Annotated in this window: 16 protein-coding genes; 6 read left to right on the forward strand and 10 right to left on the reverse strand. The window is 39.0% G+C overall.

From position 1 onward, the window contains the following. Positions 1–29 precede the first annotated feature (29 nt). From ACSZOX_RS21775 to ACSZOX_RS21795, 5 genes are all read left to right on the forward strand, one after another. The gene (locus ACSZOX_RS21775) at positions 30–1,109 is read left to right on the forward strand and encodes a hypothetical protein (protein WP_437922327.1); all 1,080 of its coding nucleotides are present in this window, start codon (positions 30–32) and stop codon (positions 1,107–1,109) included. A gap of 43 nt (positions 1,110–1,152) precedes the next feature. Then, positions 1,153–1,842, forward strand: a complete 690-nt coding sequence (locus ACSZOX_RS21780) for a MotA/TolQ/ExbB proton channel family protein (RefSeq protein ID WP_437922328.1) — start codon at positions 1,153–1,155, stop codon at positions 1,840–1,842. 64 nt (positions 1,843–1,906) lie between these two features. After that, entirely contained in the window at positions 1,907–2,314 is a 408-nt protein-coding gene (locus tag ACSZOX_RS21785; protein ID WP_437922329.1) for an ExbD/TolR family protein, read from the forward strand. A gap of 38 nt (positions 2,315–2,352) precedes the next feature. Further along, the gene (locus ACSZOX_RS21790; RefSeq protein ID WP_437922330.1) at positions 2,353–3,174 is read left to right on the forward strand and encodes an energy transducer TonB; all 822 of its coding nucleotides are present in this window, start codon (positions 2,353–2,355) and stop codon (positions 3,172–3,174) included. Between the two features lie 10 nt (positions 3,175–3,184). Beyond that, the gene (locus tag ACSZOX_RS21795; RefSeq protein ID WP_437922331.1) at positions 3,185–4,489 is read left to right on the forward strand and encodes a bifunctional folylpolyglutamate synthase/dihydrofolate synthase; all 1,305 of its coding nucleotides are present in this window, start codon (positions 3,185–3,187) and stop codon (positions 4,487–4,489) included. Between the two features lie 50 nt (positions 4,490–4,539). Here ACSZOX_RS21795 and ACSZOX_RS21800 read toward each other — a convergent pair whose 3' ends face one another. The 6 genes from ACSZOX_RS21800 to ACSZOX_RS21825 form a co-directional block, all read right to left on the reverse strand. After that, on the reverse strand, positions 4,540–5,283 hold the full coding sequence (locus ACSZOX_RS21800; RefSeq protein ID WP_437922332.1) for an SDR family NAD(P)-dependent oxidoreductase: 744 nt from the start codon (positions 5,281–5,283) through the stop codon (positions 4,540–4,542). A 307-nt stretch (positions 5,284–5,590) separates the two neighbouring features. Next, entirely contained in the window at positions 5,591–6,202 is a 612-nt protein-coding gene (locus tag ACSZOX_RS21805; RefSeq protein WP_437922333.1) for an alpha-ketoglutarate-dependent dioxygenase AlkB family protein, read from the reverse strand. Continuing rightward, a complete protein-coding gene (locus ACSZOX_RS21810; RefSeq protein WP_437922334.1) occupies positions 6,189–7,052 on the reverse strand; it encodes a bifunctional transcriptional activator/DNA repair enzyme AdaA in 864 nt (287 codons plus the stop codon). Before ACSZOX_RS21810 ends, ACSZOX_RS21805 begins: the two co-directional genes overlap by 14 nt. A 189-nt stretch (positions 7,053–7,241) precedes the next feature. Next, a complete protein-coding gene (locus ACSZOX_RS21815; protein WP_437922335.1) occupies positions 7,242–8,321 on the reverse strand; it encodes an AI-2E family transporter in 1,080 nt (359 codons plus the stop codon). Between the two features lie 62 nt (positions 8,322–8,383). Next, entirely contained in the window at positions 8,384–9,643 is a 1,260-nt protein-coding gene (locus ACSZOX_RS21820; protein ID WP_437922336.1) for a carboxypeptidase-like regulatory domain-containing protein, read from the reverse strand. Further along, positions 9,633–10,202 (reverse strand): RNA polymerase sigma factor, encoded by a 570-nt coding sequence (locus ACSZOX_RS21825; protein ID WP_437922337.1) that lies wholly within the window; start codon positions 10,200–10,202, stop codon positions 9,633–9,635. The genes ACSZOX_RS21820 and ACSZOX_RS21825 overlap by 11 nt, the downstream gene beginning before the upstream one ends. Before the next feature lie 80 nt (positions 10,203–10,282). Here ACSZOX_RS21825 and ACSZOX_RS21830 point away from each other — a divergent pair, with 80 nt between their 5' ends. Further along, positions 10,283–12,109: a YfbK domain-containing protein gene (locus tag ACSZOX_RS21830; protein WP_437922338.1), complete on the forward strand. Its 1,827-nt coding sequence runs from the start codon at positions 10,283–10,285 to the stop codon at positions 12,107–12,109. 129 nt (positions 12,110–12,238) lie between these two features. On the opposite strand, the gene tsf is transcribed toward ACSZOX_RS21830, so the two are convergent. From tsf to rplM, 4 genes are all read right to left on the reverse strand, one after another. Continuing rightward, on the reverse strand, positions 12,239–13,075 hold the full coding sequence (tsf, locus tag ACSZOX_RS21835) for a translation elongation factor Ts (RefSeq protein WP_437922339.1): 837 nt from the start codon (positions 13,073–13,075) through the stop codon (positions 12,239–12,241). 174 nt (positions 13,076–13,249) lie between these two features. Beyond that, positions 13,250–14,056 (reverse strand): 30S ribosomal protein S2, encoded by an 807-nt coding sequence (gene rpsB, locus ACSZOX_RS21840; RefSeq protein ID WP_437922340.1) that lies wholly within the window; start codon positions 14,054–14,056, stop codon positions 13,250–13,252. Between the two features lie 18 nt (positions 14,057–14,074). Further along, on the reverse strand, positions 14,075–14,461 hold the full coding sequence (rpsI, locus tag ACSZOX_RS21845; protein WP_437922341.1) for a 30S ribosomal protein S9: 387 nt from the start codon (positions 14,459–14,461) through the stop codon (positions 14,075–14,077). Between the two features lie 11 nt (positions 14,462–14,472). Beyond that, positions 14,473–14,916: a 50S ribosomal protein L13 gene (gene rplM / locus ACSZOX_RS21850; protein WP_437922342.1), complete on the reverse strand. Its 444-nt coding sequence runs from the start codon at positions 14,914–14,916 to the stop codon at positions 14,473–14,475. Between the last annotated feature and the right edge of the window lie 303 nt (positions 14,917–15,219).

Here is a 15,219-nt window from a genome sequence, read left to right on the forward strand (position 1 = left end):
TCATAACTTTGCAGTTAATTTAACAGTGGATGAATTTAGGTAAAAACGTATATAATCTCTTAAAGAGGCAATCTGAAGTCTATGTCATTGGATTGGGATCTTTTAAGCGTAATCATACGCCTGCTACATATGATGCTAAGCGTAATGTTTATCTTCCTCCTATCAGTTATATTGATTTTGATAGTAAGAGTGACAGAGGATATGATTTTGTTCAATATGTTACTCAGCTAGAACTTGTAGATCGTTTGGAAGCGGATAAACTCGTCGTAGCTTCAGTTAGGGAGTTATTGCAAAAAATCCGTGAAGATGGCCAAGCAAAGTTAGATGACCTTGGGTATTTGGTTAGTTACGGGGATGCCTTTGTCTTTAAGGCATTGGATCTCTCTGGATTTAATTATGAACCTGTTGAAGGTCTAAAGGTAGTGCCTTCTAAAGAAGAGATACCTGCTCCAGTACCTGTTCCTGAACAAGTAGAGGAAGTAAATGTAATCAATACCGCTGTAGAACCTACGTTAACAACAGAGGTGGCACCTTCGGTAGCAGCGGAGGCTTTCGAACCATTTTCGGAAACTATTGGAGCATCGGCTGAATCTACAGGACGTAGCAAAACAATATGGTACTTGTTGACTGCGCTAATGGCCTTGGGTATTCTTGCTGTAATCTACTATTACAATAGAAAGCAGGTTGAACCTTTAAAGCCGTTGGTCTTGGTGGATTCTTCTGAGGAAAAATTGGACAGCCTTGTCGATGACTTCTTTCCCGATAGTTTGGCTGGACAAGATACGTCGATGGAGGATTTCTTGGGGGATTCAACAGCAATACAAGAGGATAAAGTATCGGTTGATGAGGGGCATGAAGCTCTTGTTCCTAAACATCATACCTGGCAAATTGTTATAGGCTCTCATAAAACATTAGAACAGGCCTATCAACAAGCGCATTCTTATCACAAAAAGGGATATCCTAGGGTTCGTGTTATACCAAGTAATATGGCTAAGAATAGAAAGAAAGTTATTTGGGATTCTTACGAGACAAAGCAACAAGTAGATTCTGCTATATTATATGTACAAAAGCACATAATTAAGGATGCTTGGCCTGATAAAATTAATTAAATTAAAAACCTGATAAAAAATATATTTAAAGAGTATGTCATTGATGCAAGAGAATTTAACGGTGGATTCTGTGAACGCGGTTCAACAACAAGCGGTACAGTTGGCAACAGATGAAAATCTAAATCTGATACAGTTGTTGATGAAGGGTGGTTGGATTATGATTCCAATTGTTTTCCTTTTATTTTTAGCTTTGGTTATCTTTTTTGAACGCTATATAACCATACGAAAAGCGTCTAGATCAGATTCAGGTCTGTTGTCTCAGATCAAGAGTAATGTTATGTCGGGACGTTTGGACGCTGCTATTGCAGTCTGTCGGTCTAGTAATTCGGCTTTAGCGAGAATGTTGCAAAAGGGATTAGCTCGTGTAGGAAGACCTATCAAAGATATAGAAGGAGCTATCGAGAACGCTGGAAAGCTTGAAGTTTCTAAGCTTGAGAAAAATATTAATATTTTGGGAATTGTAGCCGGAATTGCTCCGATGCTAGGTTTCGTGGGTACTATCTTTGGGGTTATCCAAATATTTCGTGATGTTGAAATGGCCGGTGGAATTGATATTGGTTCTGTATCTGGAGGATTGTATGTAAAAATGATTGCTTCAGCGAGTGGTTTAACAGTAGGTATTTTAGCTTACATTGGTTATCATGTTCTTAACATGATGGTGGAGCGTTTAATCCTTCGCATGGAAACTGATTCTGTAGAATTTATCGATTTATTGGACGAACCAGGCGTCTAGACGACGTCTTCAATTTGAAATTATGGAATTGAAAGGTTTTTACTTTTAACTTTTTAGTTGGAAAATGAATTTAAGAAATAGACGACACAAGCCCACGGCAGAAGTACATACGGCAGCATTGAATGATATCATGTTTTTCCTTATGCTTTTTTTCTTATTGGCTTCGGCAGTGTCTAATCCGCAAGTAGTCAAATTGTTATTGCCAAAATCAAGTGCTGGTGAACAATCTGTCGCGAAAAAAACAATGACTGTCTCTATTACGGCCGATCTTGCTTATCATGTCGATAAACAGATCGTTAGTTTAGAGCAACTTGAGCCACTTATCCAGAGCCAGATCGTGAATGGTGAGGAATTAACTATTATGCTTTATGCGGATAGTTCAGTGCCTATTCAAAATGTCATTTCGGTGATGGATGTCGCAAACAAGAATAAAGTGAAACTAGTTTTGGCAACGGAGCCGAAGAAAGATTAGGGATAGATTAGTGAGTTAGCGTTTTTAATTTAATAAATATGTATTACCAATCACAGGAGGAAAATAATTTACCTAAGGCCCTTGGATTATCGACGGCGGTAATGGGAATTCTTTTATTGATAGGTTTTTTTATTGTATTTGGTGGCGACATCCCTCAATACGGTATGGGAGGGATTATTGTTAATTATGGGACCTCCCCCGAAGGTATGGGAGATGATTATATGAGTGTGGATGAGCCTTCGATGGATGAAAACGCGAACAATGTGAAACCCGATAAGATAGACCCTACAACAACGCCGGTTCCTACACCTTCTCAACAGGTGGCTGACAAGGTTGTCGCTACGCAGGATGTTGAAGATGCACCTGCAATACCAAAAAATGAAAAGCCAGTGAAAGCGAATGCGGATGTTGCTACGGTAGAAAAGAAAGATGCAAAACCTGCAGTGAACCCAAATGCGCTATACAAAGGGAAAAAGAATAATGCACAGGGAACAGGAGACGGTACCGGAACTACGGCAGGCAACCAAGGCAGTACGCTAGGAGATCCTTTGGCAAGTAATTATGGTGAGGGTGGTTCTGGTGATGGCAATATGATGTTAACTATTGCTAATAGAAGGTTTGAAGTGCGTCCTAGTATTCAGGATGATGGGCAACAAGCTGGACGGGTGGCAGTAGAGTTTAAGGTGAATAAATCAGGCATAATTACTTATGCTAGGGCTGGTGTTAGAGGAACGACAATTTCAAGTCGTACATTATTGGAAAAATGTGAACGTGCTGTTATGGGAGCTCGTCTAAATCAACTTCCTAACGCACCGGATTCCCAAACAGGAGTTATTGTTTTCAACTTCAAATTAAGATAGTTCTTTTTAAATGAACACATACGATGCGGTAATCGAGTATCTTTATGCTCGTTTGACCATGTTTACACGTGATGGTGCGACAGCAATAAAAAAGGATGTGGATAATACGCTACGTTTCTGCTCGCACTTGGGTAATCCCCAAACAAAATTTAAATCTTTACATGTGGGGGGCACGAATGGCAAAGGCTCTACCTCTCATATGTTAGCGTCTATTCTTGCTTCTGCAGGATATAAGACAGGTCTATATACATCTCCACATCTCGTCGATTTTAGGGAACGTATCCGCATCAATGGTCATATGATCGAAGAAGAACGGGTTGTTCGTTTTGTGCAACAATATCAGCCATTGATTGAGGAAATTAAACCTTCTTTCTTTGAAGTTACGGTTGCGCTTGCTTTTGACTATTTTGCGAAAGAGCATGTTGATATTGCGATTATTGAAGTGGGATTGGGAGGTCGTTTAGATAGTACTAATATTATCCGTCCTGAACTTTCGTTGATTACCAATATTGGAATGGATCACATGAATTTGCTGGGAGATACAGTTCAGGAAATTGCATTTGAGAAAGCTGGTATTATCAAGTCAAATATTCCTGTTATCGTTTCTGAACGTGACAACAGTGTTGCCCAAGTTTTTCAAAATAAGGCGGCTGAAATGGAATCTCCACTCTGTTTTGCTTCTGACAGGCTAGAAATTATCGATAGCAAACGTTCAGCGCATGGCCTAGAAGTTTGTGTCGGTGTGGTAGACGCACATCAGAAGAAAACGTGGACAATGGAATTGACAGGCCTTTACCAACGAAAGAACCTGCTTGGAGTTTTGACAGCCGTTGACGAACTTCGGAAACAGGGCTGGGATATTGATGACACCAGCGTGCAAAATGGTCTGCTCCATGTGTCGACAAATACCGGATTAAGGGGTAGGTGGCAAACATTATCTACGTCTCCATGGATTATTTGTGATACAGGACATAATGAAGACGGAATTCGAGAGGTTGTCAATAATCTTAACCACACATCTTATCGTAAGCTTCATGTCGTTATCGGAGCGATGCGAGATAAAGACTTGAGCCATATGTTGCCACAATTGCCGACGGATGCAAACTATTATTTCACGAGTCCGGATATGCCGCGTTCGATGTCATCCGTTGACTTGTTTAATGAGGCTCAAAAATATGGGTTAGTAGGTCGTGCTTTTTCTTCCGTATGGGAGGGATTGCAGGCTGCCAAGTTAGCGTTTGAGGAAGGAGATCTTATTTTTGTCGGAGGTAGCACTTTTGTTGTTGCCGAAGTACTAAAATATAGCGATAAATAGAGGTAATTTGTTGGCACTTGTGATATACCGAAAGTGCCAACAAATTCTTTTTATTTTGCTAAATATCCGCCATCGACAGGATAGTAAGATCCTGTTACAAAGCTAGATTTATCAGAGGCCAACCAGAGCGCTAATTCCGCAACTTCTTCAGGGGTTCCCAATCGTTGCATCGCGTGCTGAGACGCCAAATATTTTTGCGTTTCTTGGTCTAAATGCTCTTCTATAAGAGGCGTAGCAATAAAACCAGGACCAATTGCATTGATTCGAACTCCTTTTGTTCCATACTCCCAAGCGGCGGATTTTGTAAGTCCGACAACTCCGTGTTTCGCTGCAACATAAGCGGAAGATTGCGCGAAGCCGACGCTACCTAAAATAGAAGCCATATTTATAATTGAGCCTCCTACTTTTTCAATTTCAGGTAATTGGTAATGCATGCCATAAAAAACACCGTTCAGATTGATATCGATGACTTTGTTCCAAGAATCTATGGGATAGTCGCCAACAGTAGCTGAGGCTCCACCTACGCCGGCATTGTTAACCGCTATATGCAAAGCTCCAAAATTCTCTATTGCGGCGTCGACAATTTTTTTATTGTCCTCAGGAGAAGAGGAATCGGCTTTGATAAATACCACATTTCCTTCACCATGACTATTAACAAGCTCGTGTCCAAGTTTTTCATTCAGATCTGCTGCGATTACCTTTGCACCGGCTTTAGCAAAAATGTCCACAATTGCTTTTCCTATTCCTGATGCTCCACCAGTAACGATGGCGACTTTATTTTCTAGCTTCTTCATATGTATATTATTTGTTTGTGTCTACTTTCATCTATATCCATGAGCTAATTGACTGTTTTCTGCCCTATGTATATCATGACGATATCTGCTTTCAATAATTCATGCTAATTAGCGATGGATTTCTACTTTTATGCATTCCTGTTGTTTGTTTTGCAACTAGTGACCGTTCATATCTAGCTGACTTTAATACGATCTTTGTATAGACAATTTAAGGAAAAAAATAGGTTAAACTTTGATTAAGCATCAGGAAATGTGGAAGATGATTGTAAATTAACAAATGCGGCGGCTCTTGACATTTAGCTGATAATCAGTAATTATCAATGTGTCGAAAGGTTAAGTTTACCCTTGGTTTGTTTATTTTAGTTGTTGGGGGCAGGCGATGTAGCCAATGATCTTGTGTTTCATCTTTCATAACGAGAAGACTTCCATGTTCAAGAACTAAATAACGAGATTCTTTAGTTTCCTTGTGTTTAAAACCAAACTTACGTTCAGCACCAAATGTTAGCGAGGCGATAGCCCCGTGCTTTTTTAAATCTTTTTCGCCATCACTGTGCCAAGCCATACCTTCTGCTCCATTATGATATAAATTGCAGAGGCACGAATTGAAAGATTCACCGATATATGCTTCTACTTTTTGCTTAATAGCCAAAAGTAATGGATGCCACGTTAAGGCCTCTTTAAGAATGCCAGAATAGGTGTATCTGTATTCGCTATCGCCATACCAGGCAACTTTTCGTTTTGTAGTAATGAGTTTTCCAAAGATAACCGCTTTGTCATTTTCCCAGGCCAATTGGTTGAACAACTGATGCTCTAATTCATCTGCTTGTTCTTTCGTAAATAGAGGACCGTAGTAATTTACTGTCCCATCGTAAGGCAGGAAGTTCTTCGTCGAATCGACTTCATTTTCAAATAATTTCATCAGCGGCCTTGTTTAGTTGTGCGCTCTCTAGAGCGATCAGTACGGATTTTCTTATCATGCCCCAACGATAACCACCGAGCAGGCCGGAGGTTTGAATAACACGATGGCAGGGAATAAGAAAAGCAATAGGGTTACTCCCTATGGCAGTTCCTACAGCACGTGACGCTTTCTCTTGACCTATTTGCGTTGCTATTTGTTGGTAGCTGTTTAATTGACCTGTTGGGATTTTTAACAATGCTTCCCATACCTTTAGTTGGAAATCTGTGCCTCGCAGATGCAATTTAACTTCTTGGATATTTGACCAATTTTTTTCAAAAAAGGAGAGGACACTGCGGTGCTCTTGGCGCTCTTCTTCCGAGAAAAGTGCATTTGGAAATTTTTTAATAAGTTCTTGTAAACTCCCCTGCTCTTCATTGTCGAAGGCGACATAGCATATGCCTTTTTCGGTGGATGCAATCACGATCTGGCCTAAAAAGGTAGAATAATGAGCATAGCAGATCTTTAGGTTTCTTCCTCCGTTTTTATATTCAGCAGGACTCATTCCTTCTATTTTTACAAAAAGATCATGTAGACGACTGGTACTTGATAATCCTGTTTGAAAAGTGGCCTGAAATAAGGTCTGTTCTGTTTTCGAGAGGAGTGACTTCGCATATTGAATACTCGTGTATTGCAGAAACTTCTTCGGACTTGTTCCAGCCCATTCTTGAAATAATCGTTGGAAGTGTTCTGGACTTAGATGGACATGTTCTGCAATTTGTGATAGCGAAGGTTGACTCTTAAAATTTTGTTGCACAAAAGTAATTGCTGAGGCAATACGTTCGTAATTTATCAGTTCTTGTGACTTTTCCATATTCAAATTTCTAATCTTTTTTGATAAGAAAAAATCCGATTCTTGTTAAGGTTCGACTTCTTCCAACGGTGTATCGCTCATGTTTGATAAAAAGCCGCCATCATCGGGACCTGGTTTGCTCCGGCAGAATAGGAGTTTACGCGTAGAATTCCAAGTTCATCTTTACGGTAAAAAGGATTTTCGGACCACTCATTTTTTATTTATATCATCGGTATCATCTTCGGGATGTTCTATTACATCTCTGACAATACCTTTTCCATATTCATGGCTGTAGACTTTAATTAGTACGCCGATAGAAGAGAGGATTAGAGGACCAAAAATAAGTCCAAGCATACCAAACATATTTAAACCCAAAAGAACGCCAAATACAGTGATCATGGGTGGAACGTTGCCGATTGTCTTTAGAATAGTAAAGCGCAATATATTGTCTATTCCTCCAACAAGGATAAAACAATAAATAAAAAGTCCGATAGCATTGGCTGTTTGTCCTGTGGCTAAGGTGATGGCACAGAGAGGTATATAGATGGTCATAGTGCCTAAAATGGGAACTATAGAAGAAATACCCGTCAAAAGTCCTAACAGTACAAAATTGTCAATGCCAAAAATCCAGTATCCAATCATGGCGACCACGCCTTGACAAAATCCTAAAATTGGTATACCAATGGCATTGGAACGTACCATAAGATTGACCTCTGTCCATATTTCTCTTTTACTTTCTTTGCTGAATGGTATAGCACGGTATAGGGTTGCTTCCATCTTCTTTGCATTAACCTGCATAAAGTACAGCACGAAGAACGTAACAATAATGTTTATCGCTACTTCAGCTACTGAATTGAGAATATTAGGAACATATCGCGTTAGTCGTTGCATCACACCTAATAGCGCCGTATCTGACATATCGATATCTTTCAGAAATGGCTTGTCACGCATGTACAGCTTTAAGGTGTTGAATTTTTGAATAAGTTCTTCTTTATTTTCCAGAAAGTGATTAATCTGTGGTGCCAGATAGTCAATTAATGCCCAAATGGGAAGGACGATGAAAATAATAGAAAGCACAATGAATAACATGCTCGTTAAATGCCGGTTCCATCGTCTTACTTCTGTGATATTAAAATACCAATTTCTAAATACAATGTAAAGGGTTATTGCACCTAGAAAGCCTGGTAGATAATATAAGAGATTTTGAAAGACGAGGATACTAATTAAGATGATGATGATAATCAGCATCACTTGATTGATCGAGTTGTTGTTGATTTGCTTATACTTCATACGTTTGTTAAACAGCAACAAAATAAAGAATTTGGACTTCTAAAAGAAATCTGCTTTTTCAATTAATTGTCAAAAACAATTTTAAGAACGATGTCAGAAGACTTACTTCCCCTCTTCCATGTAGGGCCATTGTGTAAAATTTCGATTGCCTTGTTATTTAACATGGTATTCGTCGTTTTCTTAACTCGTATGTTGTAAGGATGATTGTTTTCATCCAAGTCAAAAAGAAGCGTGACTGTTCCTTTTCCTAATGTAATGGCTTTTGTTTGTATTTCGACATAGTGATTGAAAGCTTTCCAACCTTCAGCAGGTTCTGATGCTTTTGGCAGTTTGGAACGTTTATACCCAGCCACTACAACTTCTTCCAATGTGGCGTTGTCTTGACGTAGTCTAATCTTTTGTTCGGATGTACTGGCAATTAGATTTTGTGTCTCATAGCCAATGTAGCTGATATCTAAATTAACCTTCGACGAATCCGAGTAAGCGACAAAATTTCCGGAACTATCCGTATGAAATGTTTTACCTGTTTTTCGATCTCTTAATTGTACATTCTGTAATGCTTCGTTGGTCTCATCGTCAATAACTTTTCCGAAAACTACAGCTGTATTGGTGGATTTATTAGTCACCGTGCTCACTCCTCGAATCCTAATTTGTGGCGAAGAAGATGAACTCTTTTCCGTGGGTTTTTGAGGTATGAACGCTACTTTTGTCCCATCTACACTATCTGCGAAAATAGGTGGCATTATCTTTTCCGTGGATGCGACCTGTTGAGATGCAATTGAGTCTAATCTCGGTATGGATTGCTGTATTGCTTCGCTGTCTCTTTTTCGCAATTTATTGTTTTTGCTAACGCCATTTGCTTTATTAGGCGGAAGGGTGGCCAATCGTGAATCCACAGCATGATCTTTTTCTTTTGAAGTGGATGTGTCAATGTTGAGATCTGTTGTGGTATGGGGATGTTCTTTTTGTATCGAGTCATTGGCTACATTAGCATGTTGATTATCCATTTTAGATGGAAGATATTGTTGCGCAAAAAACCAAACAATTCCGGAGATAATGAGGATAGAAGCTGCAATAGAAAATTTTTGCAAAAGGGATATTGTACGTCGACTATCTTTAGTTGTTCTTTTTAGTAATGCTTCTTGAAGATCTTGTTTAGGAAATGTGCCTCTACTCTCTTTTTCTATTTCTAGCCCCTGTATCAGATCCATTAACATCTCGTCTTCGTGTGCGGCACGTTCAATTTCATACATCTCACTTGAAGATAGTTCTCCGTTAACATATTTACGGATATAAGTTATGTCAAAATGCTTAATTCCCATTTTTATCCATACAATGTTTCAGATTACGTTTTCCGTTTTGGATATAGCTTTTTACCTCATTTAGGCTGTATCCCGTTATCTCAGACACCTCTTTATAACATTTCTCATTGATGAAAAAGAGGTTGACACTGCGCTTTTGTTTCTCAGGAAGCTTTTCTATACAACGTTCCAATAGCGATAATCGTTCCTCTTTCTCCTGATAAGTATCGTCTTGATGCAAGTTGCTTGAAAATTCCACAAAGTCGTCCACAATAATGATATTATTACTTTTCTCCCGGCGAAGGGCCATAAGACAATGGTTTTTGCTTACAACGTACAGCCATTTTGGGAAATCAAGTATATCTTGTTTGTTTATTTTGTAAACTAACTCTTCGAATATGTGCATCACGGCGTCTTTGCTTTTTTCTTGCTCTTTGAAGTAACGCAAGCAGACATAATATACCATTTCGCTATGTTTAGCGAAAAGTTTACCAAGCACCTCTAAATCGCCTGTTGAACGAAAATTCGTCAATAGTATATTATCTTCTTGATTCGTTTTAGACGGTGTAGAAAGCTTCATATTTCGCTGGCAAAATAATTTTTTTTTCTTGTTTATGGAAATTAATATTTCTGTGCATCCGTTTTCAAAAATAGAAAGTTATGAAAAAGATAGTATGGTTATTTTGTATGTTGCTTTTGGGTGTAGGTACAACCTTCGGAAGGCAAATTGGTGGTGCAGTCTATTATCGCACTGATCGGACAGTAGTAGTGGGGGCATTGGTTACTAATCAAAGAACGGCTAGCTCCGTGTATACGGATGGTCAAGGAAAGTTTGTGATCGATGTAGAAAAAGGAGATGAATTGTTAATTAGAATGGTTGGCTTTCAATCAATGTCTGTAAAGATCAATAAGCAAGAAAAGTTAACAATATTGCTGGAAGCGGAAGTCTTGGAATTGGATGAAGTGGTGGTGTCGGGGGTTGGCAGTCCACGCGTTAGATCAGCGAAAAATAATTCGGTGATGATTCGGGGAATGTCCACCATTCATCCTGTGGTTAACAATACGGAGAGTTACGCCGCCGTAAAAGAAAACAAGTTCTTAAATCCGCTTAAAGAACCGCTTTCCACTTTTGCCGCTGACGTGGATGCCGCTTCTTATTCAAATGTCCGCCGTATGCTAAAAATGGGAACTCTGCCTCCTCAAGATGCCGTAAGGGTAGAGGAGATGATAAACTATTTTCAATACGATTTGCAAGGTCCTCAAAATGATGAGCCTGTACGGATTTTTACAGAATTGACTCGTGCGCCGTGGAACCCTGAGCATCAATTGTTGCGTATATCTTTGAAAGCTAAGGATATAGAAAAGGAAAGTTTAGCCGCTTCAAATTTCGTTTTTCTAATTGATGTTTCAGGATCGATGTATACCGACAATAAGTTACCTTTAGTTAAATCGTCTTTAAAGATGTTGGTGGATCAGTTGCGTCCAACGGACCGTGTGGCAATTGTGACCTACGCTGGGGCAGCAGGTGTGAAGTTAGAGAGTACTACTGGTGATCAGAAAATGAAGATCAAGGAAGCTATAGATGATTTAGAGGCCGCTGGTTCAACAGCCGGTTCGGCCGGAATTAAGAAGGCTTACCAAATTGCTCGAACAAATTTTATAAAGAACGGCAACAACCGGATTATTATGGCTACTGATGGTGATTTTAATGTAGGCGCTTCAACGGATGAGGATATGGAACGTTTGATTGAACAGGAGCGCGAAAGTGGTATTAATATTTCGATATTGGGGTATGGCATGGGAAATTATAAAGATAGTAAAATGGAGATTTTAGCGGATAAGGGTAGGGGGAATTACGCTTATATCGATAATATTTCGGAAGCTAGAAAAGCTATAGTTCATGAATTTGGAGCAACATTATTTACGGTAGCAAAAGATGTAAAAATACAGGTTGAATTTAATCCTGCATACCTGCAAGCATATCGTTTGGTTGGTTATGAAAACCGTCTTTTGGAAGCTGAAGATTTTAATAATGATGCTAAGATCGGTGGAGATATGGGGGTAGGCCATACCGTGACAGCTCTTTATGAGTTGATTCCAAAAGGCATTAACTCAGCAATGGTCGGTACAGTAGATAAATTGAAATACCAAAAGACAAACGAGGCGGTCAATGAAAGCACGACAACAGAAATTGCTACCGTTAAATTTCGATATAAAGAGCCGCAGAGTGAAAAGTCAAAATTGCAACAAAAGACTGTTTCGAATAATGTCGTGGCTTTAGAAAAAGTATCGGCAGATTTTCGTTTCGCTTCTGCCGTAGCAGAATTCGGTATGTTGTTGCGAAATTCTCCGTTCAGACAGTCTTCGAATTTCTCTTCATTGATAACTCGAGCCAGGGAGGCCAAGGGGCTTGACGAGGAAGGCTACCGTATGGAGTTTATTCGCATGGCGGAGGATGCATCTGCTTTGATGGAGACCCAGAAATAGCAGGTATAATTATGATCTTTTTAGTGCAAATTGTATAGGCCGATACTTTGAAAAAAATAAGGTCCATTTCTCCGGAAAGAAATGGACCTTATTAAAGGAGCAATACGCTCTATTTATAGTTGCTTAAAATTAAGCACCTAATTGTACGCGTTTGAATGCAGTTACAGTTAAGCCTTTTGCTACTGAATCTAAAAACTGAGCGATGTTTTTAGAAGAATCTTTTACGAATTCTTGGTTCAACAACGTAGATTCTTTGTAGAATTTATTCAATTTACCAGCTGCAATTTTCTCAACCATTTCTTCTGGTTTACCTTCTGCACGAATTTGCTCTTTTGCAATTTCAAGCTCACGCTCGATCGTATGAGAATCAACACCATCTTTATCGATTGCTACTGGATTCATTGCCGCAATTTGCATTGCAACATCTTTACCCGCATCTTCAGCACCTTCAGCATCTGCCGAAAGACCAACTAATACGCCTAAACGGTAGTTACCATGGATATAAGCTACTACTTTCTCTGCAGAGATAGTTTCGTATTTAGATACATCGATTTTTTCACCGATAACACCTGTCTGCTCGATCAAAGCGTCAGCAATTTTCTTACCGTCGATTTCCAAAGCTTTCAATTCATCAAGAGAAGCCGGTTGATTAGACAAAGCTATCTCTGCGATTTTCTCCGCAAAAGCGATGAAATCAGCATTTTTAGCTACGAAGTCAGTTTCACAGTTTACTTCTACAACAACGCCTGATTTAGCATCTGCTGTAGCTTTCGCAATAATTACACCTTCGTTTGAATCACGGTCTTGACGGCTAGCTGCTACTTTAGCACCTTTTTTACGTAAGTAGTCAACAGCTGCTTCGAAATCACCATTCGCTTCTACTAATGCTTTTTTACAATCCATCATACCAGCGCCAGTTTGTTGACGCAATTTGTTTACATCTGATGCAGAAATTTGTACTGACATGTTTTATTTCTTTAAAAAATTTTACAATCTAAAAGCCCTTCAAGTATAACATTAACATGCTACGTGGGCATTAAACTTTTGTTAAATAACAAAAAACCGGACAAACATATGTAGACGCTCTGAAGCTAGGCTTCAAATTGGCTAACACTCGTTTATCCGGCTTAATATAAAATATTATTCTCCGTCTTTCGCTTTACGAGGGCGTTTTCCAGCGTTAGCGTCAACAGCTTCACCGCTATCTACAGCAGCTTTAGCAGCCGCAGCTTCTTTTTCTGCATCCTCTTCTTTGTCGCGTTTACGTTCTTCCAAACCTTCTTGGATAGCTTTTCCGATAATTCCAGCGATTAAACTGATAGACTTTGTAGCGTCATCATTTGCAGGAATAGGGAAATCGATATTTGAAGGGTCAGAGTTTGTATCGACCATTGCAAAAGTAGGAATGTTCAATTTGATTGCCTCAGCAACAGCAATGTGTTCTTTTTTAACATCAATGATGAATAAAGCTGCTGGCAAACGGTTCAAATCAGCAATACCGCCTAAGAGGTTTTCTAACTTGATACGCTCACGTTGAATCATTAATTTCTCTTTTTTAGATAGTACATCGTAAGTACCGTCTTTTTGCATTTTATCGATGTTAGACATCTTTTTGATAGACTTACGAACTGTTGCAAAGTTTGTAAGCATACCACCTAACCATCTTTCTGTTACGAAAGGCATGTTCACGTCTTTCGCTTGTTGAGCGATGATTTCTTTTGCTTGTTTTTTAGTAGCTACGAATAGTACTTTACGACCTGACTTTACGATTTGTTTGATTGCTGAAGCAGCCTCTTCTAATTTCGTAAGAGTTTTGTTCAAGTCAATGATGTGGATACCGTTGCGTTCCATGAAAATGTATTTAGCCATTTTCGGATCCCATTTACGTGTAAGGTGACCAAAGTGCACACCTGCATCCAATAATTCTTGATAAGTTGTTCTTGCCATTTTTTGATCCTCCTTTGATTAACGTTTACTGAATTGGAATCTTCTACGTGCTTTGCGGCGTCCTGGTTTCTTACGTTCAACCATACGGTCATCACGCGTCATTAAACCTTTTGCACGTAAAGCTGGTTTTACTTCTGGGTCAAGTTCTACTAAAGCTTTAGCAATTGCTAAACGTACTGCTTCAGCTTGTCCTTTGACACCACCACCTTGAACGTTAACTTTCACATCAAAATTTCCTGCAACACCCGCTACTTCAGTAGACTGAGTAATGATGTATTGCAAAGGCAATGTTGGGAAATATTCTTTATAATCTTTACCATTTACGGTAATGTTTCCGCTACCAGCAGTTAAGTAAATGCGGGCAACAGCAGTTTTTCTTCTACCTGAAGTGTTAGTTGTTAACATGTTTGCTCTCCTTAAAATTTAACTGGTTTTGGACTTTGTGCTTCATGCTTGTGCTCTGTTCCAGCATAAACATAAAGGTTTTTGAATAATTGACGACCTAAACGGTTTTTAGGAAGCATACCACGAACAGCTTTCTCGATGATGCGCTCAGGGTGTTTTGCCAATAACTCTTTTGGAGAAACAAAACGCTGACCACCTGGATAGCCTGTGTAGCGAACATAAACTTTGTCGCCTAGTTTGTTTCCTGTCAATCTAATTTTGTCTGCATTGATAACAATTACGTTATCTCCACAGTCTACGTGTGGGGTAAATGTAGGCTTGTGCTTTCCACGGATTACTTTCGCAATCTCACTTGCCAAGCGCCCCAAAATCTCTCCTTCCGCATCAATAACAATCCACTCTTTGTTAACGGTGTTTTTGTTAGAAGAGACAGTTTTGTAACTTAACGTATTCACTTGCTTTTATTTAATTAATTAATAAATATTTATATCCTCCTGTAATCCCTACAATGAGGTCTGCAAAGGTACGATAATTATTCTGAAATATAAAAGTGAAATTTATTTTTGTCTACTATGTCTATTAAACATTGATCCTTTAATTTATCGTTTGCTCCAATTATATGCGTTTAGGATTTGCAGATAGCCAACTTGATATCTGTTTGCCTCAATTTTTTTTTGTGTCAAAAATTGAGGCAACGGCGAAGATTTAACATGTTTTAAGACGAAATAAGTAAACTTTTGCTTTTTTTTGCCATCTTT

It is taken from the genome of Sphingobacterium sp. LRF_L2 (assembly GCF_965644235.1).
Taxonomy (GTDB): Bacteria; Bacteroidota; Bacteroidia; order Sphingobacteriales; family Sphingobacteriaceae; genus Sphingobacterium.

What these genes read in the sequence shown, in the direction of transcription:
- rpsI (WP_437922341.1), bottom strand. Translation starts at nt 14,461, where the DNA reads ATGTTAACAACTAACACTTCAGGTAGAAGAAAAACTGCTGTTGCCCGC.
- ACSZOX_RS21785 (WP_437922329.1), top strand. Translation starts at nt 1,907, where the DNA reads ATGAATTTAAGAAATAGACGACACAAGCCCACGGCAGAAGTACATACG.
- ACSZOX_RS21810 (WP_437922334.1), bottom strand. Translation starts at nt 7,052, where the DNA reads ATGGAAAAGTCACAAGAACTGATAAATTACGAACGTATTGCCTCAGCA.
- ACSZOX_RS21805 (WP_437922333.1), bottom strand. Translation starts at nt 6,202, where the DNA reads ATGAAATTATTTGAAAATGAAGTCGATTCGACGAAGAACTTCCTGCCT.
- ACSZOX_RS21790 (WP_437922330.1), top strand. Translation starts at nt 2,353, where the DNA reads ATGTATTACCAATCACAGGAGGAAAATAATTTACCTAAGGCCCTTGGA.
- ACSZOX_RS21780 (WP_437922328.1), top strand. Translation starts at nt 1,153, where the DNA reads ATGCAAGAGAATTTAACGGTGGATTCTGTGAACGCGGTTCAACAACAA.
- tsf (WP_437922339.1), bottom strand. Translation starts at nt 13,075, where the DNA reads ATGTCAGTACAAATTTCTGCATCAGATGTAAACAAATTGCGTCAACAA.
- ACSZOX_RS21830 (WP_437922338.1), top strand. Translation starts at nt 10,283, where the DNA reads ATGAAAAAGATAGTATGGTTATTTTGTATGTTGCTTTTGGGTGTAGGT.
- ACSZOX_RS21815 (WP_437922335.1), bottom strand. Translation starts at nt 8,321, where the DNA reads ATGAAGTATAAGCAAATCAACAACAACTCGATCAATCAAGTGATGCTG.
- rpsB (WP_437922340.1), bottom strand. Translation starts at nt 14,056, where the DNA reads ATGGCAAGAACAACTTATCAAGAATTATTGGATGCAGGTGTGCACTTT.
- ACSZOX_RS21820 (WP_437922336.1), bottom strand. Translation starts at nt 9,643, where the DNA reads ATGGGAATTAAGCATTTTGACATAACTTATATCCGTAAATATGTTAAC.
- ACSZOX_RS21825 (WP_437922337.1), bottom strand. Translation starts at nt 10,202, where the DNA reads ATGAAGCTTTCTACACCGTCTAAAACGAATCAAGAAGATAATATACTA.
- ACSZOX_RS21775 (WP_437922327.1), top strand. Translation starts at nt 30, where the DNA reads ATGAATTTAGGTAAAAACGTATATAATCTCTTAAAGAGGCAATCTGAA.
- ACSZOX_RS21795 (WP_437922331.1), top strand. Translation starts at nt 3,185, where the DNA reads ATGAACACATACGATGCGGTAATCGAGTATCTTTATGCTCGTTTGACC.
- ACSZOX_RS21800 (WP_437922332.1), bottom strand. Translation starts at nt 5,283, where the DNA reads ATGAAGAAGCTAGAAAATAAAGTCGCCATCGTTACTGGTGGAGCATCA.